The sequence below is a fragment of the Nitritalea sp. genome (assembly GCF_054166705.1).
Genome location: NZ_JBSZCV010000007.1, coordinates 73,392 through 93,875 on the forward strand (window position 1 = coordinate 73,392; position 20,484 = coordinate 93,875).

A 20,484-nucleotide genomic window follows, 5' to 3' on the forward strand; every position below is an offset into this window, starting at 1 on the left:
GCTTATTCTTGTAAAGAGGATAAAAAAACGGTGACATCGCCACGCACCGCAGCGAAATACAAAAGTGCCTTCCACATTTCTACTTTCATTTCGATGTAGTCTGCCTCCGCTTTAGCCAAGTCCGCTTGTCCTTGGATCAACTCATTCGCATGCAGCAGGCCGGCATCATAATTCGCCTGTAAAGCCCGAAAGCTGTACTCGGCAGCTTCCACATAGGCAGGCGCGATGCTGGCCGCTTCCACAGCATGCGAGAGGGTAGCTACCGCCACTGTCCTATCCTTTTCCAGCGCCCGTTCCACCTGCAACTCATACGCCTCTGCCGCTGAAATCATTGCCTTTTGACGCTGCATAAGCTTGGAAGTGCGGGAAAACTGCAGTAGCGGAAGTACCACCTGAAAGCCCATCCCATAATTGTATTTGGAAAAAGCCAAGCCATCCGTGGGCGAGTCAAAGCCTCCCTCAAAAAGAATGGAGGAGCCGCGCGCAAAGGCCGTAGCCCAAAAATTCAAATCCGGCAGCAGCGAGCGATTGAGCTCCGTCTGAAGAGACTGTGCTAGCTGCGTTTGGGTACGAGAGCGCTGCAGCAGGGGGTGATTTACTGTGCTTAGCTCCGCCTGTTTTCCCAATACCCGAAATAAAGCACTATCGATGCCGATGGCTTGCGCATCATCTCCCAGCAGCTCACGAACCCGGGCACGGCTAGCCGCCACGTGACTTTGTGCCTGCAGAAAGGAAATCGCCGAACGCGCATATAATGCATGAAACTGTGCAGAATCGACGGCAGGACGTAAACCGTTTTCCACCAGCACACGCGAAAGGTTCCGGTTATCTGCATAGCGCTCCTTGTTTTTTTCGGCAGCCTCCGCCAAAGCGACCGCCGCCCAATAGTTGAGATAGGCCTCTATAAACCGCACCTGATGTTCTAAAAGAGTCAAAGCCTGCTCCTGCTGCGCCAAGGCTTGGCGGTAGGTGGCCGTCTGAATGCGACTCGCCCGTTTCCCAAATGTGATCGGTGTCCAGTTCATCAACAGGGAGGCTGCCGAACCGAAGACCATGTCGAAGGAATTTTCCAGCACAGGTGGACCAGAAATCGGCAAAACCAAATTCGGTAAAAACATTCCCGTAATGTTATTATTCGTGGAATAAATCATCTGATAGGAGCCATCTAAAGTAGGTAGCCTATCGGAGCGCTCATACTGCACCTGACGGCGCGCGGCCTCCAACTCGAAACCCCTGGCGCGCAACTCCGGATAATAGTTCGTACTAATTTCTACCAGCCGTGCCAGCTCCCCTTGGGCGTGGAGGGAAGTGCAGCAGCTGACCATTAGCAGCAGGAGTAGACTCGTTTTTAGAAAGGTGTTTATCATGTGTATTTCATACATGCTAGGGGAACCAACAGCATGCACAAAAATACAGCAACCTAACCCAGCGCTTATGGTAAAATCAAGGCGCAAAATGGTAAAAATGAAAGTCTTGGCCTTCCCGAAACAGGATTCCGAGAACGATTCCCCGCCTTTCCGCGCTATATCCGGCTATCTAGTCCCCAAAATAGCGCGCTCGAAACTGATGCGGTGTCTCGCCGGTATGCTTCTTAAAAAACTTGACGAAATAGGAAGCATCATTAAATAGCAAATAATCAGCGATCTGATTGATGTTTTGATCTGTATGTAAAATCGCCCGCTTGGCTTCTAAAATAAGCTGTGCGCTGATATGCTCGGAAGCTGTACTCCCTGTTTTCTTTTTGCAAGCTTGATTCAGGTTTTGAGGCGAGGTCTGGAGTAATTCGGCATAAGCTGCTACCCGGTGCAGCGGCGGTTGCTGCGTGGCAAGTAGGCTGAGAAAGCGATCACAGAGGGGCTGCTCTCTACCCACTTGTTCCCCTGCCTGCAGCTGAATCGCTAATTTGGCTAATAAAACAGCGAGATAGCCCTTAATCAGGACCTCCTGCTGCGGTGTGGGGCTTTGCGCGTAACGCAAAATATCTTCCAAAATCGGCGCTACCACAGGATCCTTCCAGTCTGCCAAGCGGGTGATAGCTCCAAGCTGCTGCACCTGCTGAAGTAGCCGCCCTTCCTTTAAGGGATCTATAAAGGCCTCCTTAAACATCAAAACGAAGCCACTAGGTATAGAGGTAAATTGCCAGAAATGCAACTGACCCGGCTTTAAAAAGAATACATCTGGGGCTTTTATTTGAAATTTCTCAGTCTCCACCCAGTGAAAGCCTTCTCCTTCTGCCAGGTAAATAAGCTCATAATACCCCTCATGAGTATGTGGCCTGGTTTTCTTAATCAGTGGCTTAAAGCGGGAAATCTTAAAGAGTTCCTGACTTTCAAGCTTGTTGATGGTCCGAATAAGCGAATCTGGCTGCATGTTGGACACAAGATGCAGCTTTTTCATGTAAAATCCATAGCCCTTTTTATAAGAGGCACTGCTTGCTCATAGAAAGTAAAAGCCAGCCCCTCCCTTCCACAAAAAGTGCGGAATAAAAAAAGCAGCCCAAAATTTTTGGGCTGCTTTTTTCTTACACATAAAGTTACTCCTTTAAAGCCTTAAAAGATCGGCTCTAGCTGCATCTTGCTGGCATTCACCTGCTGCTCGAAAGGCTTCCACTCCTCCTCTACAAAACGTGTGTAGACTTCCATCGCCTCGGCTACGGCCTCACGCGCGTGGTCTAACAAGCGCTGTTCGGTCGCTCCTGGCGCTCCGATCGAGGAGGAAGCATAGCGACGCGGTGCACTTAGGTGCGACATCGTCGTCGGGAATAAGTTGCGCACGATACCCTGCCCTTCACGGGATGGACCGTAAAAGGCCTCATTCACGGCTTTCATAGCCTCCTGCAGGTTTTTGGCCGCTTTCGCCAGCGCCTTCTGCTCCTCCGAACTGCCGTCTTTCACGAAGTCCAGAACCTTTTGCGCGGCAGCGCGCATTTCTCCCATATGGCCCATCACTTCCATCACCTCGGCACTTAAGGCTTCGGTCTCTTGGATGAAACGGTCTCGGGCGATCAGGTCTGCCTGCTGCGGATCCGTCCGTGGATCTGAAAACAAGCGAATAGATGTCTCTGCCTGCTCCTCACCGTACTGCATGCGCACCGTATAAGTACCTGGAAGCGCAGGACCACCGCCGGCCTCATAGAAACCACGGCGTGGGCGGCGGCTTGGCGTTTCCACACTGGCCTTCCGATCCATGCCCCAGACCACCCGGTTCAAGCCCTTACGTGGAACCGTTTTAAAGGTGCGAATCACCTCACCAGAAGCAGCTACTAGCTCAATGCTAACCGTATCTGGCTTACTTTTCGCATCGTCATGGAAGAAAAACTGGATCGGTGCACCGAAAGATCTGTTTTCCCCGGCGTATTTGGCATCTGCCATAAAGCGCTCACCATGCGGCTGATCGATCGACACCTGATAGGCGTCATTAGGCTGAATAGCCGTCAACTTTGCCGCAGGCAATTTACCCGCATTCGCCGCTAGGACACGTAGCGGCTTCACATCATCCAACACATACAGCGAACGCCCAAAGGTGCCGATGACCAAGTCGGACTCGCGCTCCTGCATGACCATATCATAGGTAGAGACCGCCTTCGGGTACCCATGGCGCCACTGCTGCCAGTTTTTCGCCCCATCGAAACTCACATAGAGTCCAAACTCAGTTCCTAAAAACACCAGGTTCGGCTCGACAGGATCCTGTAAAATACTTAAGGTATAGCCCCAGACCTTCGCATCATCCGCGATACGCTCGTAGGTCTTCCCAAAATCCTTCGTGCGGTAGGCGTAAGCACTAAAATCATTATTGCGGTAATTATTCGCTACCACCCATGCTTCGCCCGCATCGTAACGGCTCGCCTGCAGCTGAGGAATCCAGCTCGCCTTCGGCAGGCCGCGCAGATTCATGCTCGTATTCGTCCAGGTTTTGCCTCCATCACGCGTCACCTGCACATTGCCATCATCGGTCCCTACCCAGATCACATCCGGATCCACAGGGCTTGGCGCGATCGCTAGGATGGTCGTATGGTTTTCAGCACCTGTAATGTCGAAGGTCAAGCCACCCGTTTCCTGCTGCTTTTGCTTCTCAGGATCATCTGTGGTTAGGTCTGGGCTGATAATTTCCCACGTTTCCCCACGGTCTGTACTTTTATGTAGAAACTGGCTGCCATAATAGATGGTGGCCGCATCATGTGGAGACTGCGCGATCGCCGCGTTCCAGTTGAAACGTAAAAACACATCCTTATCCGGGTGCGTCGGGCGAATCACGCGCTTTTGGCCTGTTTCCTTATCGTAGCGCGCCACATTTCCGCCCTGCGACATGGCATAGCCATAGCGCGAATCTTCCGGGTCTGGCACCACATCGAAGCCATCGCCGAACATGAGTTCCTGCCAGTAGGTATTGCGAATCCCATCGCGTCGCCACACGTAGGAAGGGCCTACCCAGCTGCCATTATCCTGAAGGCCGCCATAAATATTATAAGGTAATTCATTATCTACATTCACATGGTACCACTGACCTACGGGAAGGCCTTCGGCAAAGTACCAGGTCTTACCCCCATCCCGAGTGATGTTCAGCCCACCATCGTTTCCATCGATCATAAATTTAGGATCCTCCGGATGGATATACCAGGCATGGTGATCCGGGTGCACGCCGCTGTAGCTGAGGAGCTGACGGAAGCTACGGCCTCCATCCTCACTCATCCCGACGCGCGAGTACAAGGTGTAGAGGCGATCCTCGTTCTTCGGATCAGCGAAAATCTCAAAATAATAAAATGGACGATCTCCGATTTCGGGCTTGTCATTCACCATACGGAAATTTTTTCCTCCATCCTGCGAAACATAAAGCGCATTCTTGGAGGACTCCACCAGCGCATACACCTTTTGGGAATTGGCCTTGGAAATGGCTAAGCCCATCCGGCCGAGATCCCCTTTCGGTAACCCATTTTTATCGTCTAGGCGCTTCCAGTTGTCTCCACCATCGATGGTCACATATAAGCCAGAAGAAGCCCCTCCGGAAGTAAAGAACCAGGGATAGCGCCGGTGTTCCCACATGTTAACGAATAGCTTATTCGGATTATTCGGATCCATGATCATCTCGCCCACACCAGTTTTTTCATCCACGTAAAGAATTTTATCCCAGGTTTTTCCCCCGTCGGTGGTTTTATAGACGCCGCGTTCCTCCTGCGTGCCCCACGGAGAGCCGATCGCGCCCACATAGACCGTGTTCGGATCGTCTGGATGCACGATAATCCGGTGGATGGCACGCGTCTTTTCTAGCCCCATCAGCTCCCAGGTCTCCCCCGCATCTAAGGACCGGTACACGCCATAGCCCAGGTTGAGTGAGTTACGCGGATTTCCTTCGCCCGTACCCACCCAGATGATGTTTGGATTTTTCTGATAAATGCTGATAGCCCCGATGCTATGCACTTTTTCCTCATCGAAAATCGGCTCCCAGGTGATTCCTCCTGAGGTAGACTTCCATATCCCGCCCGAGGCCGCCCCTGCGTAGATGATATTCGGATTCGCGTGCACCGCATCGATGGCGGTGATACGTCCACTCATGGCAGAGGGCCCTATGGCGCGCGCCTTCATCGGCGCAAAAAGGTCCAGGTCGACCCCTTGCTGGGCGTGGATACTTTGGGCGAAGCCCCCAAAAAGGAGCAGCAGCCAAAGTGCCTTCCAGTAGTGGCCGTAGCTGTGGTAGAAACTTTTCATCATATTCTTTTAAAATTTACTATCAAAAAAGACGATTCTTTTGCCAGCAGCCTATCGCTTTTTATTTAAAGGAAAAATAGGAGGATAAATGGGTGCCTGCGGGCCAGGGGCCAAAACAAAAGCAGCAAATTACAGGACTGGTTTTGGGGGATACTTAAATTTGCTTTATTTTATGGCAAAAAAAGAAGCTAATCATGCAGAGAAATGTGATTTTAGGAGCAGCCCTTTGGCTGATGGCCTGTATCTCCCTGGCAGAAGCGCAGGTGGAACGCTGGCAGCAGCGTGTGAAGTACGACATGGACGTCACCATGAATACGGAAACCAACCGCTACCGCGGTACCCAACAGCTAGCGTATACAAATAACTCTCCCGACACGCTAACCCGTGCTTTTTATCATTTATATTATAATGCCTTCCAGCCGGGCAGCATGATGGATGTGCGCTCCCGCACCATAGGAGATCCTGACCGCCGCGTGATGGACCGCATCGCCAACTTAAAAGCTGATGAAATCGGCTACCTGCAGGTTGAAAAACTCTCCATGAATGGCCAGCCGGTGCCTTTCGAGCATGTGGAAACGATCTTGGAGGTGAACCTGACCACGCCCATTTTACCCGGCCAGACCGTGGTGTTCGATATGGAATTCGAAGGACAGGTCCCTTTACAGATTCGTCGTGCCGGACGTGATAATCGTGAGGGCATCCGCTACTCCATGGCACAGTGGTATCCGAAAATGGCAGCTTATGATGTGCGGGGCTGGCATGCGAATCCCTACATCGGACGTGAGTTTTATGGCAACTTCGGGGAGTTCGATGTGAAAATCACCATCGATAAGGACTACACCGTAGGAGGTACCGGCTACCTGAAAAATGCGAATGAAATCGGCCATGGTTATGAGGATGCTGGCATTCAGGTGCCTAAGCCTAGCGGCAAAACCCTGACTTGGCACTTTCATGCTCCCGATGTGCATGACTTTATGTGGGCAGCGGACCCGAATTATACGCATGAAAAGGTCCAAATGGAGAATGGCGGGCCGATGGTGCACTTCCTATATGTGAAAAATGAGCAGACAGCAGAAAACTGGGCCAAGCTGAAACCTTACACCGTAGATGCGATCGCCTATATGTCCGAGAACTTTGGCACCTATCCGTATAAGCAGTTTAGTGTCATCCAAGGGGGTGATGGTGGAATGGAATACCCTATGGCTACATTGGTCACAGGCCATCGCAACCTGCGCAGCCTCGTCGGTGTAACGGTGCATGAGTTGATTCATATGTGGTACTACGGCGTTCTGGGCTTTAATGAATCTTCAGAGCCATGGCTCGATGAAGGCTTTACAACCTGGGGTACGAACGTGGTCATGAATGCCGTCTTCGACAAAGGGGACGAAAGTAGCTTTATCCAAGGAGGAAATTATGGAAGCTATTTCCGCTTAGCGGCCTCTGGAAGAGAGGAGCCTTTAACCACACATGCAGATCATTATCAATTTAATGCAGCCTATGGAGCTGGTACTTATTCGAAAGGTGCCGTTTTCGTGGAGCAGCTGGCTTATATCATCGGGCAGGAAAACTTCAAGAAGGGCATGCTTCGCCTATGGAATGACTGGCAGTTCAAGCATCCGAACGGAAATGATGTGATCCGCGTGATGGAAAAAGTATCCGGCCTAGAATTAGACTGGTATTTAGATTATTTCGTGGCCTCCACGAAATCCGTAGATTACGGAATCCGTGCGGTAACGCCAGCTTCCGAGCCCGGCAAGACCTCTATCGCATTAGAACGCGTAGGGCTGATGCCTATGCCTTTAGACATCGTGGTCACCTATAAAGATGGTTCTCAAGAGACGGTATATTTGCCCCTTGTCATTCAGCGCGGTGACAAGCCCGAGGAGGCAGGCAAGCCCAAGCGTGTGCACACCGAGCGCTGGCCATGGACGAATACTGAAAAAACCATCACGATCGATCGTGACTTTACGAACATCGAAAAAGTAGAGATCGACCCGAGCTTACGCCTTGCAGATACCAATCGAGAGAATAATGTGTTCTTAATCGGAGGTGCTGTAGAAGATAAACGTTAAGTAAAGAATTCCTCCCCATTTTCCAGGAGAAAAATGGGGAGGAATTCCGTAAAGCCAAAAAAGCCAGCTGTAAAATATAGCTGGCCTTTTTTAGTTTGTGCGTATACGGTATAAAGATTTAACCTAAAGGAAATAGCTTATCAACCTTCCGCATTTTTAATATCTTGTACTTCTTTACGAATGTCCTGCGCTAGATTTTTGATGTCCTGCATCCCTTTTCTAACGCGTGTACCCGCTGCTTGATTTTTCTTGTCGTAAAACTTCTCAAAATCAGCCTCAAGGCTCAATACTAACTCCTTAATTTCGTTAAATCTGTTCATAAAAATTGAATTTTAGGTTGATGTTCATGAATGCTGCATTAAAGTAAGTAAAACTCTACACAAAATGCATGCATTTTTTGAGTTTTTTTTCTATTCGCCAAATGACATCGCGAGTTCTGTTTGTTTATAATAGCCGCTAGAAAGCTTGTTCTTGATGGCCTCAAAGGCGGTAATGGTTTCTTCCACGTCCTCTAGGGTGTGCACCGCTGTCGGAATTAGCCGTAGAATAATCATGCCTTTAGGCACTACAGGATAAATTACCACCGAGCAGAAAATGTTATAGGTTTCCCGTAAGTCTTTACTTAGCGTGGCAGCCTCCCCTACGGTACCGTTTAGCACTACTGGGGTTACAGGCGAATTGGAATTGCCAATACTAAAGCCTTTAGCGATTAGGCCCGACTTCAGCGCATTCACCACCTTCCAAAGATTGTCCTTCAGCTCTGGACGTGTGCGCAGTAATTCGAGGCGTTTTAACGCACCCTCAACCAGCAGCATCGGCAATGACTTCGCGAAAATCTGGGAACGCATGTTGTATTTCAAATAATGAATAACAGGAGCATCACCCGCTATAAAAGCTCCGATAGAAGCCATGGATTTAGCGAAGGTAGAGAAATACAGATCTACCTCTTTTTGGACCCCTTGCTCTTCGCATGTGCCGGCACCAGTTTTCCCCATGGTCCCGAAACCATGTGCATCATCTACGAGCAGGCGGAAATTATATTTTTTCTTCAGTGCTACGATCTCCGCTATTTTCCCTTGATCTCCAGTCATCCCGAATACGCCCTCCGTAATCAGAAGGATGCCTCCCCCTTGCTCTTCGGCCAGCTTAGTGGCACGCTGCAACTGTTTCTCACAGTTTTCGATATCGTTATGCGGAAACACATAGCGCTTACCTAGGTGCATACGTAGGGCATCGATGATACAGGCATGACATTCTGCATCGTACACGACGACATCTTTTCGGTCTAAAAGCGCATCGATAACAGACATAATACCCTGATAACCGTAGTTGAGCAGGTAAGCTGATTCTTTCTCCACGAACTCGGCCAGCTCTCGCTCCAGCTGCTCGTGTAAGTCCGTCTGACCGGACATCATGCGAGCACCCATCGGGTAGGCGGCACCCCATTTAGCAGCAGCAGCAGCGTCCGCCTCTCTGATTTCAGGGTGATTGGCTAAGCCGAGATAGTTGTTCAAACTCCAGGTCAAAACTTCTTTTCCCTTAAACTGCATGCGGGGAGCGATTTCTCCCTCGAGTTTAGGAAACATAAAATAACCTTCTGAAAGCTCAGAGTGCTTGCCTAAGGGACCTAAATTAGTCTTTAGTTTATCAAATAAATCCAATTTTTTAAAACGTTTAAGTTTCACATGCATTAAAGACCGCTGTTCCTAAAAAGCAGCAGTTCATGGGCGAATTCGACCGTTTAACTCGGCGAAATTAACATAAATCACTTGCATCCACAAAATTCCCACCTTTTTTGCGAAAATCTTTTCTTAATCAGCATTTATTTAGTTAATTCGTAAGCCAAGTAAATTAAAGCAACCAAAAACTTAATGGGAAAGATAAAGAAGCTTCTTGTCGCTAATCGCGGAGAAATTAGTTTGCGTATCATGCGAACGGCCAAAGAAATGGGCATCAAAACCGTTGCCGTGTATTCGGAAGCTGATCGCCATGCGCCGCACGTCAAATTCGCTGATGAGGCTGTATGCCTAGGACCTCCTCCTTCTTCACAGTCTTACCTGCTCGGGGATAAAATCATCGAAGTATGTAAAGAGCTGGGAGTGGATGCGATTCACCCGGGTTACGGATTTCTATCAGAAAACGCCACATTCGCTAAAAATGTTACCGATGCCGGCCTTATATTCGTAGGACCAAGCCCGGAAGCTATCGAAGTGATGGGCTCCAAGCTCGCTGCCAAAAACGCCGTGAGCAAGTATGCCATTCCCATGGTACCCGGAACAGATCATGCCATCACAGACATCCCCGCAGCAAAGGCGCTCGCCAAAGAAATCGGCTATCCGATTTTAGTGAAGGCCAGTGCCGGAGGTGGTGGTAAAGGGATGCGTATCGTAGAAGCGGAAGAAGAGTTCGAAGAGCAAATGCAGCGTGCCATTTCTGAAGCACAGTCGGCTTTCGGCGATGGAGCTGTCTTCATCGAAAAATTTATTACCTCCCCGAAACATATCGAAATCCAGGTGCTCGGAGATACCCATGGAAACATTGTCTATCTATTCGAAAGAGAGTGCTCCGTGCAGCGAAGACATCAAAAGGTCATCGAAGAAGCGCCTTCACCGGTGGTTTCTCCAGAAATGCGCAAAGCCATGGGAGAAGCTGCTGTGAAAGTAGCGAAGGCCTGCAACTACTATGGTGCGGGAACGGTGGAGTTCATCGTCGATGAAGACTTAAATTTCTACTTTTTAGAGATGAATACGCGCCTGCAGGTAGAGCACCCCGTGACAGAGATGATCTCCGGTAAAGACCTGGTGAAGGAGCAAATACACATTGCCGAAGGCAATCCCCTTCCGTTTACACAGGAGGACCTGAAAATAAACGGCCACTCCTTCGAGGTACGCGTATATGCAGAGGATCCTCGAAACAACTTCCTACCGGATATCGGAACGCTGACCACGTATAGACGACCTTTCGGTCCGGGCATACGTGTGGACGATGGCTTCGAAGAGGGCATGGAAATTCCGATTTATTATGATCCGATGATTTCTAAGCTCATTGTGCATGATGAGACTCGGGAAAAGGCGATCGAAAAAATGATCCAAGCCATAAACGACTACAGCATTAGCGGCATCGAAACGACGCTCACTTTCTGTAAATTCGTTCTCAAGCATGAGGTCTTTCGTAGCGGAAAATTCGACACCAAGTTTATCGAAAAATACTTCACTCCGGACAAGCTAGATCCCGACTGGACAGAGGACGAACAGAAACTTTTAGCAGCGCTGGCCGTCCACGTCATAGAAGAGAAAAAACAGTCTATTCGTCATTTTAACACCACACAAAACGGCAGCTCGCGTGTGCGATCCAACTGGAAAAGCCGTTTACGCTAACTGTATGGCAGAAATTATTCCCCTAAAGGCTTGGAGATACCATCCAAGCCTTCATGCATCTATAGAGGAGCTATTGTCTCCTCTTTTTGATGTCGTCTCTCCGAGACAAAGAGAGGCTCTGTACCAAAACCCAAATAACAGCATTCATCTCTCCGTACCGCGTGGCGAAAATCCCGAACAGGATGCCGCCCAAACACTGGCCCGATGGAAGGCAGAAGAGATTATCGTTCAGGACGAGAAGCCCGGCATTTACGTGTACTACCAGTACTTCACCCTGCCCGGTCAGCGGAAAGAGTCCTGTCGAAAAGGCATCATCGCCCATATCAAGGCCTATGACTGGGAAGAGCGCCAAATCCTCCGCCATGAAAACACCATCACGCATGCCGTAGAAGATCGGCTGCGGCTGCTGCGGGCCACGAAGCTTCAGGCCAGCCCTACACATGGGCTCTACGAGGATCCCGAAGGCATCTTGGACACGTATGCCAGCGAAGCGATGGAACACCCACTGCTCGATGTCGAAGACTATCAGGGCGTACGTGAAGTGCTCGGCGTGATCCGCGATCCCGAAAAAATCGCTAAAATCTGCCGCTTCATGCGCTCGAAAAAAATTATCCTCGCCGATGGACACCATCGGCTAGAAAGCGCTATCGCTTTTAAAAACGAACTGGCAGCAGACCCTACGGCCAGCCCAGAAGAAAAAACTGCCGCTTCCTACCACCTCATGTACCTGACAAATGCACACACCCCTGACCTGCGTATTCTGCCTACCCATCGGCTGTGGACCAACTTCCTTCCGGAGGAATTGCTCCTAGAAAAGTTGAGCCCTTATTTCCACATCCGGCTCCTGCACGATAAAACTGAAATGGAAGAACTTATCCTGCAGCGGCCCTTTGCCTTCGGCCTGGTGACGGCACAGCATGCCTATAAAATCCGCCTGAAGGAAGCGCTCTGGGAGTACACCCACCCTACCTGGCCAGAAAAAGTGAAAAAGTTAGACCTCAGCATCCTCCATTATTTTGCCTTCGAAAAGGCACTAGGAATGCCTATGGAAGAACAGCGCACCTCTACACATCTACGTTATGAGCGCAGTCTAAACCGCTGCTACGAGGCAGCAGCCAAAGGCCCTGAAGTTGCTTTTATCACAAAAGAAATCAGTATGCAGGAGGTTTTAGACGTTTGCCATAGTGGCCATACCTTACCCCAAAAAAGCACCTTCTTCTTCCCCAAAACCATTTCAGGCTTGCTTTTCGCTTCTTTAGAACCGGATACACCATGAGAGAAGTTTTACATCAACAACTGAGTCGCTACTCCCTGATTTTAGGGTCTGGATCCCCCAGAAGAAAGGAACTCCTCGCCGGACTGCACCTTCCCTTCAGTGTAAGGACCCTTCAGACAGCAGAAGATTTCCCTAAGACACTTCCAGCCCTACAGGTGGCCCCCTACTTGGCAGAAAAAAAAGGGCGTGCCTTCATGGAGTCGGTGGCAGAAAACGAGATCGTCCTTACCGCAGACACGGTCGTCATCGCCGACCATACGATTCTCAATAAACCCGCTGACGCGACTGAAGCAAAAGAAATGCTTCAGCTACTTTCCGGAAAGCCGCATACGGTCTGCACCGGATTTAGCCTGCTGCATGCCGGTCAGCTACACACCGAAGCCGACGAGGTGGAGGTGGAGATGCTCCCTCTTACGAAGGAAGCAATCGCCTATTACATCGAAACGGCACGCCCCTATGACAAAGCAGGGGCCTACGGCATCCAAGAATGGATCGGGCATATCGGCGTAAAGGCTATCCATGGCTCCTTTTACACCGTCATGGGGCTCCCTGTACACCGCGTCTACGCTGCACTGCTTAGACTGCTCAGCAAGTAGAAAGGGTTACCGGGCCAGGGAAACGAGCGCTAGTCCATAAAAAGGCCACTCCTTTTTCTAAAGAGTGGCCTTTTTACTGTTTTTTTTGCCCGCAGGGCAAAGCGGAAGCAATCCTTCTCCTATTTCCTTATGGTCTTCCTTCCATCAGGCGTACACTTTCGCCGTCACGTAAGGTCTTCGACACAGAAATATACGGCCCTGCGATAATCTTATCGCCTTCAGCGACGCCCTCTAAAATTTCAATGTTATCAAAATCCGCAATACCTGTTTTAACCGGCACCAAAACGGCCTTGCCCTCACTGTACTTAAACACAAGCGTCTTCGCGCGAGTAGAACCATCCGGTAGTGTATCGAGCTGCGCCTCGCGGGTGGTAACAGCCGCTAAGGGAACCGATAACGCCTTTTCCTTTTTCTGTGTGATAATATCCACACTAGCGGTCATCCCTGGGCGGAAAGGGAAACGGTTCCGCTCGCTCACCAGGTGCATATAGCTCTCATTCAAAATACGAATACGTACCTCAAATTCCGTCACCGCATCCATACTGGCTTTTTCATTCGAAGAGTTGGCGATCGAGGTCACAATCCCCTTAAAACGCTGCCCATTCGCACTGTAGGAATCTACCTCGATTAGCGTCGTGTCACCAAAATTAATGCGCACGATATCATTCTCATTCACATTCACACGGACTTCCATGCGCGAAAGATCGGCCAGACGTAACATCTCAGTACCCGCCATCTGCTGCGTTCCGACCACACGCTCCCCCTTCTCCACTAGAAGTTTACTGACCACACCGTTTACAGGGCTGTATACATTCGTCAGACGTAAATTTTCCGCCGCCTCAGCTACCGTCGCCTCCGCACTTTTAATCACATACTGCGCCGCTAAAACGCTCTGTTCCGCTGCGTACAAGTCGTTTTGGGCCGTGAGGAAATTGGCATTAATCTGTTCGAAATCTGCCTCCGAAATGACGCCATCCTTATACAACTTCTCATTTCGCTTAAATTCTAGTTCCGCGCGAATAAACTGCGCCTCTGAACGCTTTAAGTTCGCCTCCGACTGGGCCAAGTTGGCCTTATTTTGATTCAACTGGGCACGACTTCTGTCTAAGGCCGACACAAAATTATCAGGACGAATCTTCACCAAAAGATCGTTCACCTTTACACTGTCTCCTTCTAAAACATTTAACTCGATGATCTCACCGGCTACATCCGGACTAAGTTTTACCTCTATCTCCGGCTGAATCACACCCGAAGCACTCACTTTTTCGGTAATGGTAGCGAACTTCGCTTCCTTCACTTCTACTATTACCTCGCGCTCGCCTCCTATCCAACCCATCGACTTACCGATAAGTACAAACAGGACGATGAGAACCAAAAGTCCACCTAAAATAGGAAGTACTTTGCTCGATTTTTTCTTTGCCATGTCGCTTTAATGAAAATTACTGGGTTAAATTAAAATTCTAGGTCATTACCTAAGTAAAAGTCTAATACCTTCACACGGAAAATAAAACCATATTTTGCATTTACTAAATCTGCTTGCGCATTAAACAAGTTGTTCTGCGCGATCTGATAGTCGGCAGAGTTAATCGCACCGGCATCGAAGCGCTGCTGCGCGATACGAAAAGCTTCTTCTAAGGAAGCCACCCGCCGTAAAGAAGCATTGTAGGATTGGCGTGCCGCAAAGGCATTCGTGTACGCCGACTCGATGTCCTGCCGTACCTGCTGACGCGTCTCCACTTCCTGCAACTCACTCAAGCGCTTCTGTAAGCGTGCCCGCTGCAGACCCGCCTTGTTCCGGAAATTCGAGAAAATCGGGATGTTTAAGTTGATATTCCCTGACTGAGAAAGGTTGTTCTCCAGCTGCGTCCCGAAGGAGTCCCGCTCGCCAAGAAAGAAGCGATCGACATAGTTGGAGAAAATATTTACCCCTACTGTAACCGAGGGCAAAAAAGCCCCACGTGCTATTTTAATCCCATACTCGGCACTTTCCACGCCTAGCTCTGCTGCCCGAACCTCCGGAAGGACCTCCATGGCGATGAAAAAGATTTCATCCACGGAATTTTGCGTCAGCTGAAAATTTTCCGCCTCTAACTCGGGAGCAAAGATCGAAAAATCCTCTGTAAAGGGGATCTGCATGGCTTGCGCCAAATTTAACCGCGCGATACGCAAATTATTACGCGCATTCACCACCTCTAGCTCATTCGTGGCCGCTTGCGCCTCTAAATCTAGCTGACTGGCTACAGGAAGAGAACCTGCCTCCACTAATTTACGCGTAATGCCCAGCTGTTCTTCTGTTATGGCCAGCTGGTTCTCAGCGATTTTGCGCTGCTCTTCAGCAAATAAGATGTTGACGAAAAGGTTGATCACATTCAAGGAGATACTATTACGCGCCGCCTCTACATTATACATGCCGGCCTGAATATTTACCTTCGCCTGCTGTGCCGAGTAATACAGCTGACCGCCCTGAAAAACAGGCATGGAGGAGTTGGCGGCTACGTTCACATTCCCGATCCGATCTGTTTCGAAAAGGTTGGTCACCGGGTTGATCGAACGCCCCCAGCGATAGCCTGTACTTCCACCTGCAGACAGGGAGGGTAAGCGCTGTCCTTGGGTTTGCATGAGGTTAATTTCCTCCTGTGCAAGATTCACCTCGCTGCGTTTTAAATTTAGATTGTTCTCCAGCGCCACCTCGATGCAGGTCCGCAGATCTAAATTGTTCACGCGCATTTGTTGGGCCTCGACTGCGCCGCCGTATAAAAATAGGCCGATTAATCCGTAGAAATACTTTTTCATAAACTTCGTATCGTTTTCATCATATGCATTTTAAGTGGTTCCATTTTCAGTAGTAAAGATGCCCTCCAGGGTCTTGTATTCGAGCACGCTAAAAGGTGCTCACATATCGATATCCGGAATGTAAATCAGTTCCTGCACCCACTGAATACTTTTTAGATACAGAACAGTAATATCGGGGATACCGGAATCGAGTTCGATTACATGACAGGCACGATCATGCTTGCCTTTCCGAGAAACAGACATGGTGGCGATATTGGCTTTTTCTTGCGCGAGCACCGATGCGATAAAGGCGATCGCCCCATGCGTGTCTTCAGCCTTAATGATTAAGGTGTGTGCCGCCGCAGAAAAATTAGCATGAAAGCCATCCACACGTGAGATATTAATTAAACCACCTCCTAAGCTTTCACCGATGACCTCCACCTGACGGTCTCCTTTGCGCAGCAGCAGCCGCACTGTATTCGGATGATAGGTAGAGGCATTTCCTACTGATTTAAAGGTGAAGGTGAGACCTCTTTCCCGTGCCAGGTCCAGCGACTGCTTGATCCGCGCATCGTCGGTTTTAAAGTCGAGTAAGCCACCGATAATAGCGCGGTCGCTGCCATGCCCTTCATAGGTGCGCGCGAAGGAATTATAAAAGGTAATCTCCGCATGCTCTGGAATGCTGCCCAGCACCCGTACGGCAGCACGTCCTATCCGCACGACTCCCGCCGTATGGGAAGAAGACGGACCGATCATCACGGGACCGATCATATCGAAAATGCCACTTTTGCTCATAATTCTAGTTCTGTTAGCCAAAAACAATGCTAATATAGAAAGAAAGCGTACGTGAAAAATGGGAGAAGCATTTAAAAGCAGGAAAAACTATTTTAAGCGTAAAATTTTCACTTCTTTTAAGGAGGAAAACCAAATGCAAGCAAAGACCTGTTCGCTGATGAACGATAAAGTGTACGATTTCGAAACAATCTACCTCCTCCGCGCAGGAGGATCATGGCAGCTAGCCAAGGCACTGCCGCCGAATAGAGGGTTCTTTTTCGGAGAAAACTGTTTTGAAACCATGAGCTGGGCAGAGGACCGTCTCCAGTTTCAAGCCCTGCATGCTGCCAGAAGAAAAAAAGCCTGCCAGCTTTTCGGCTGGCCAGAAGCGGCACTCTCCTCCTTCGATGCCCTCGAAAGCAGCATCCGTGAGCATCTCCCCCCTTCCTGTGCCCGCGCACGGGTGCGCTATGATTTTTTTAAGAGCGGTCAGGGACGCTACCTGTCCACCGAGGCCCCACTGCTAGAGTGGATCAGCCTGAACCCTTGGCGCGATGCGCCCACACTAAAACCGAAAGCCGCCTGGAGCCAAGAACTCTCGGTGCCCCTGTCCCCCTGGTCCGAGGTAAAAACCGGTAGTGCGCTGGTCTACGTCTGGGCCGCCAGAGAAAAACAGCGGCGTCGGCTGGACGAACTGCTTCTGCGAAATAGCCGGGGGGAAATTTGCGAATGCGCCGCCTCTAATGTATTTTGGAGTGACGGAGAGCAGTGGTACACGCCCGCGCTGAGTAGCGGATGCATCGCGGGAATAGGAAGAGAACGGCTTAAACAAGCGGCCCAAAAAGCAGGTTTAACTGTTGTAGAAGGCTTGTTTTTACCTGAAGTCCTCGAAAACGCTCCCTATGTGTGGACGAGTAACGTGACCGGCATAAGCTGGATTCAGCAGCTGGAAGGTCGGGAATTACACAATCCTTTTGATAGATTTCCTTTTTTAGAGACATTAACCTCATGCGAATGATACGTAAGCTAGTCCTCCCCTTTTTCCTCCTCACCCTTATCCTAGGGAGCTGTAAGTCAGAAATCCCTCGCGAGGGAATCGATTTTTCAGTTTGGGGTGGCTACTGGTTTAAGGGCGAGGCAGAGGTTAGCTCCTTCACCCTAGAGCAAGCACGCTACGGGGAAGTTCACCCAGGAGAGGCTGTGCTCATCTACGTGACAGAAGATTTTTCGAAAAAAAGACAGGTAAAACTTGATGACCCTAAAGGAAAAGACGTGCTGAACGTGCTGAAGTTAAACAGTATACGGGAATTCGAGACCGGGGTCTATAAATACAATACCATGGTCAGCATCTTTACCCCCACGAAAGTGCAGCGCCCCAGCCCGAAAATCACCGCCAGCGTGCAGGAATGGTGTGGCCAAAGCTTCGCCCAGCTCAACCATAACAGCGACGATGGCTACAGCTGGCGTATGTATTCCTACTTCGAGTCGGAAGGTGATCAAAGCGGCTCCGTGAATGGACTCTCAGAAGATGAACTTTGGACCCTGGTCCGGATCCAACCGGAGGCCATCCCCACCGGGAGCGTAAAATTATTCCCCTCCGTGTTAGAAAATCGTCTGCGGCACACTCCGATCGAGGCGCATGAAGCCTTTATCCGTATCCAAGAGATTTCAGAGTCGCGCCGGCAGCTGGAAGTGACCTATGGCAATACAGGACGAACCCTAAAAATCGACTTTCTTCGCGATTTCCCACATGAAATCCTCGGCTGGGAAGAAACCCAAAGCGAAAAGAATGGTGGCATCATCCGCACAAAGGCCACACGAAAGGCCATAAAAAAACAAGCCTACTGGAAAAATAATCGTCGTGAAGACAGCTTCCTACGTGAAGAATTAAAGCTCCGCTAACCCCCCGGTTCGCTGACAGATCATCGCAGATGCTACAAACGAAACCCCAAATCCGCCCCCTCCTCCTCATCGTGCTGGGGCTGGCCTATGCCCTCGGTATGGTGCTGCTGGGTTTTTTTTGGACCCGGGAAGCCAGCCTTCCCCTCCTACTCACCTTTGCGCTTACCTTCGGAAGCTCCCTGCTCCTTTACCGCCACGCCGAAGATAAAAACCACTTAAATGCACTCCTTTTTTTAGGACTTTTAGTTCGCTTCAGCTATTTATTCACTTGGCCAGAACTCAGTGATGATTTTTACCGCTTTTTTTTCGATGGCCTTCTGGTGCAGCAGGGCATAAACCCTTACAGCCATCTCCCCGAAGAAGCGATCGCGCTACTTCCTTCCACCCAGCGGCACGCTGCCCTACAGCTCCTCCAGGAGATGAACAGTCCGCAGTATCACTCCGTATACCCTCCCCTGCAGCAGGCACTTTTTGCACTTGGCGCCTGGATCGGACCACAGCTGCATACCCAACTGCTTTTCCATAAGGTGCTGCTTTTACTGGCTGAGGTGCTTAGCATTCGGCTCCTCCTCTACCTTTTGGCGCAGCCGCGACAGGCACTGCTCTATGCCCTGAATCCCTTAGTAATCCTGGAAGGCGTCGGCAACTTACATGCAGAAATTTACATCGTGAGCTGTCTGTTGGTGCTTCTTTTGGCTTTCGCCAAAGGTCACTGGCAAGCGAGCATACTCGTCTGCTGGACAGCCATCGGGCTTAAACTGCTCCCCCTGATCTACCTGCCCCTGCTCCTTAAAAAGAAAAAATGGCCGCTTCAGGTCCTGGCAAGTGGATTTTTAGCCCTAGGCTTAAGTATTCCCTTCTGGCTGCCCGGCGCTTGGGAAGGATTCCGCAGCAGCTTGAGCCTCTATCAAAGTAATTTTGAGTTTTTCCCTTTTCTTTACGGCTACTTACGGGATATCGGCCAACTTCTCCTCGGCTACAACCCTATTCAGACGCTGGGCAAACTCCTGAACGGCGCTGTCCTGATTGCTTTGATGCTACTTTACCTGCAGGCATGGAAGAGAGGCATTCCCGGCATTCAAACCCTGAGTGCCTACTTTTACATGGCCCTAAGCGTGTACCTCATCGCGCAGACCACACTACATCCCTGGTACCTCCTCCCGCTGCTGCCCTTAGCCCTGCTGAGTGGCATGCGCGCTGCCATACCCTGGACAGCGATCGCCTTTCTATCCTATGTGCATTATGGAAGTTACCCCGACTGGGTCGAGGACCTCTGCCGCTGGATCGGCTATGGAAGCTTGGTACCTTTTCTTTGGGCGGACGCCCAAAAACTACGTCTTCGGTATTTTACCCCTGAGCCCTAAGGACCATTCTTAGACCTCTGAATCTTTTTCCTGCTCAATTAGGCGCACCAATTCAGCGTACCAGGCCTCCCCATACTTGCGGATAAGCGGATCCTTTAAAAATTTATAGACAGGAACTCCTAGTGCAGTTCCCAAATCACAGGCGGGGGCGCAAATGTCCCAGCGGTCGTAATTTAAGGCTTCAAAATCAGCATATTTATCGATGCGTATCGGGTACAAATGGCAGGAAATGGGCTTTTTAAAGGGAATAACGCCCGCAAGGTAGGCCTGCTCAATGCCGCATTTTAAAATTCCCCGCTCATCATAGAGCGCATAAGCACATTCTCGGTTATCACCAATCGTGGGTGTTCCCTTCTCTCCGTCCATATCGTACACCCAAGTGCCCTGAGACTCGATTACCCGCTGTCCTGCTTCTGTTATAAAGGGCTTGATTTTTGGATAAAGCTGCTCTAAAAGTTTGGTCTCTCGATCCTCTAATGGAGCTCCAGCATCACCTTCTACACAACAAGCCCCTTTACACTTTTCTAAATTACAGACAAAAAATTGTTCTTTAATATCGTCCGAAAGGACTGTTTTCCCGATTACGATCATCCCTACTTGCTTTAAAGCACAAAGGTAAGCAAACCCCTTGAAATCCTAAACACCTACC

General features: G+C 49.9%; 16 protein-coding genes. 7 read left to right on the top strand and 9 right to left on the bottom strand.

Going from position 1 to position 20,484, the window contains the following annotated elements; translation table 11 throughout:
- Positions 1-2 precede the first annotated feature (2 nt).
- The 3 genes from ACXIT9_RS03645 to ACXIT9_RS03655 all read right to left on the bottom strand — a co-directional run bounded on the left by ACXIT9_RS03645 (position 3) and on the right by ACXIT9_RS03655 (position 5,705).
- Positions 3-1,367, bottom strand: a complete 1,365-nt coding sequence (locus tag ACXIT9_RS03645; RefSeq protein ID WP_458054891.1) for a TolC family protein — start codon at positions 1,365-1,367, stop codon at positions 3-5.
- Between the two features lie 169 nt (positions 1,368-1,536).
- Positions 1,537-2,397 carry a helix-turn-helix domain-containing protein gene (locus tag ACXIT9_RS03650; RefSeq protein WP_458054892.1) on the bottom strand — a complete coding sequence of 287 codons (861 nt, stop codon included), beginning with the start codon at positions 2,395-2,397 and terminating at the stop codon, positions 1,537-1,539.
- 152 nt (positions 2,398-2,549) lie between these two features.
- Positions 2,550-5,705, bottom strand: coding sequence for a VPS10 domain-containing protein (locus tag ACXIT9_RS03655; RefSeq protein WP_458054893.1), 3,156 nt, complete (start codon positions 5,703-5,705; stop codon positions 2,550-2,552).
- 191 nt (positions 5,706-5,896) lie between these two features.
- Here ACXIT9_RS03655 and ACXIT9_RS03660 point away from each other — a divergent pair, with 191 nt between their 5' ends.
- Positions 5,897-7,774: a M1 family metallopeptidase gene (locus ACXIT9_RS03660; protein WP_458054894.1), complete on the top strand. Its 1,878-nt coding sequence runs from the start codon at positions 5,897-5,899 to the stop codon at positions 7,772-7,774.
- Between the two features lie 140 nt (positions 7,775-7,914).
- Here the strand turns inward: ACXIT9_RS03660 and ACXIT9_RS03665 are convergent, their stop codons facing one another.
- Positions 7,915-8,094 (bottom strand): hypothetical protein, encoded by a 180-nt coding sequence (locus ACXIT9_RS03665; RefSeq protein ID WP_009055066.1) that lies wholly within the window; start codon positions 8,092-8,094, stop codon positions 7,915-7,917.
- 90 nt (positions 8,095-8,184) lie between these two features.
- Positions 8,185-9,435 carry an aminotransferase class I/II-fold pyridoxal phosphate-dependent enzyme gene (locus ACXIT9_RS03670; RefSeq protein WP_458054895.1) on the bottom strand — a complete coding sequence of 417 codons (1,251 nt, stop codon included), beginning with the start codon at positions 9,433-9,435 and terminating at the stop codon, positions 8,185-8,187.
- 210 nt (positions 9,436-9,645) lie between these two features.
- Here ACXIT9_RS03670 and accC point away from each other — a divergent pair, with 210 nt between their 5' ends.
- Genes accC through ACXIT9_RS03685 form a run of 3 tightly spaced genes read left to right on the top strand, consistent with a single transcriptional unit; the run spans position 9,646 to position 13,023 of the window.
- Positions 9,646-11,151 (top strand): acetyl-CoA carboxylase biotin carboxylase subunit, encoded by a 1,506-nt coding sequence (gene accC / locus ACXIT9_RS03675; protein WP_458054896.1) that lies wholly within the window; start codon positions 9,646-9,648, stop codon positions 11,149-11,151.
- A gap of 4 nt (positions 11,152-11,155) precedes the next feature.
- Positions 11,156-12,427: a DUF1015 domain-containing protein gene (locus ACXIT9_RS03680; RefSeq protein ID WP_458054897.1), complete on the top strand. Its 1,272-nt coding sequence runs from the start codon at positions 11,156-11,158 to the stop codon at positions 12,425-12,427.
- On the top strand, positions 12,424-13,023 hold the full coding sequence (locus ACXIT9_RS03685) for a Maf family nucleotide pyrophosphatase (protein WP_458054898.1): 600 nt from the start codon (positions 12,424-12,426) through the stop codon (positions 13,021-13,023). Before ACXIT9_RS03680 ends, ACXIT9_RS03685 begins: the two co-directional genes overlap by 4 nt.
- A 127-nt stretch (positions 13,024-13,150) precedes the next feature.
- Here the strand turns inward: ACXIT9_RS03685 and ACXIT9_RS03690 are convergent, their stop codons facing one another.
- The 3 genes from ACXIT9_RS03690 to sdaAB all read right to left on the bottom strand — a co-directional run bounded on the left by ACXIT9_RS03690 (position 13,151) and on the right by sdaAB (position 16,590).
- Complete coding sequence (locus ACXIT9_RS03690; RefSeq protein ID WP_458054899.1) at positions 13,151-14,446, bottom strand: efflux RND transporter periplasmic adaptor subunit; 1,296 nt, start codon at positions 14,444-14,446, stop codon at positions 13,151-13,153.
- Between the two features lie 29 nt (positions 14,447-14,475).
- On the bottom strand, positions 14,476-15,816 hold the full coding sequence (locus ACXIT9_RS03695; protein WP_458054900.1) for a TolC family protein: 1,341 nt from the start codon (positions 15,814-15,816) through the stop codon (positions 14,476-14,478).
- A gap of 99 nt (positions 15,817-15,915) precedes the next feature.
- The gene (gene sdaAB, locus ACXIT9_RS03700) at positions 15,916-16,590 is read right to left on the bottom strand and encodes an L-serine ammonia-lyase, iron-sulfur-dependent subunit beta (protein WP_458054901.1); all 675 of its coding nucleotides are present in this window, start codon (positions 16,588-16,590) and stop codon (positions 15,916-15,918) included.
- 133 nt (positions 16,591-16,723) lie between these two features.
- Here sdaAB and ACXIT9_RS03705 point away from each other — a divergent pair, with 133 nt between their 5' ends.
- Genes ACXIT9_RS03705 through ACXIT9_RS03715 form a run of 3 tightly spaced genes read left to right on the top strand, consistent with a single transcriptional unit; the run spans position 16,724 to position 19,835 of the window.
- Complete coding sequence (locus ACXIT9_RS03705) at positions 16,724-17,587, top strand: aminotransferase class IV (protein ID WP_458054902.1); 864 nt, start codon at positions 16,724-16,726, stop codon at positions 17,585-17,587.
- Entirely contained in the window at positions 17,584-18,471 is an 888-nt protein-coding gene (locus tag ACXIT9_RS03710; protein WP_458054903.1) for a hypothetical protein, read from the top strand. Before ACXIT9_RS03705 ends, ACXIT9_RS03710 begins: the two co-directional genes overlap by 4 nt.
- 29 nt (positions 18,472-18,500) lie before the next feature.
- A complete protein-coding gene (locus tag ACXIT9_RS03715) occupies positions 18,501-19,835 on the top strand; it encodes a carotene biosynthesis protein (protein ID WP_458054904.1) in 1,335 nt (444 codons plus the stop codon).
- Between the two features lie 9 nt (positions 19,836-19,844).
- On the opposite strand, the gene ACXIT9_RS03720 is transcribed toward ACXIT9_RS03715, so the two are convergent.
- Complete coding sequence (locus tag ACXIT9_RS03720) at positions 19,845-20,426, bottom strand: DUF3109 family protein (RefSeq protein WP_458054905.1); 582 nt, start codon at positions 20,424-20,426, stop codon at positions 19,845-19,847.
- Between the last annotated feature and the right edge of the window lie 58 nt (positions 20,427-20,484).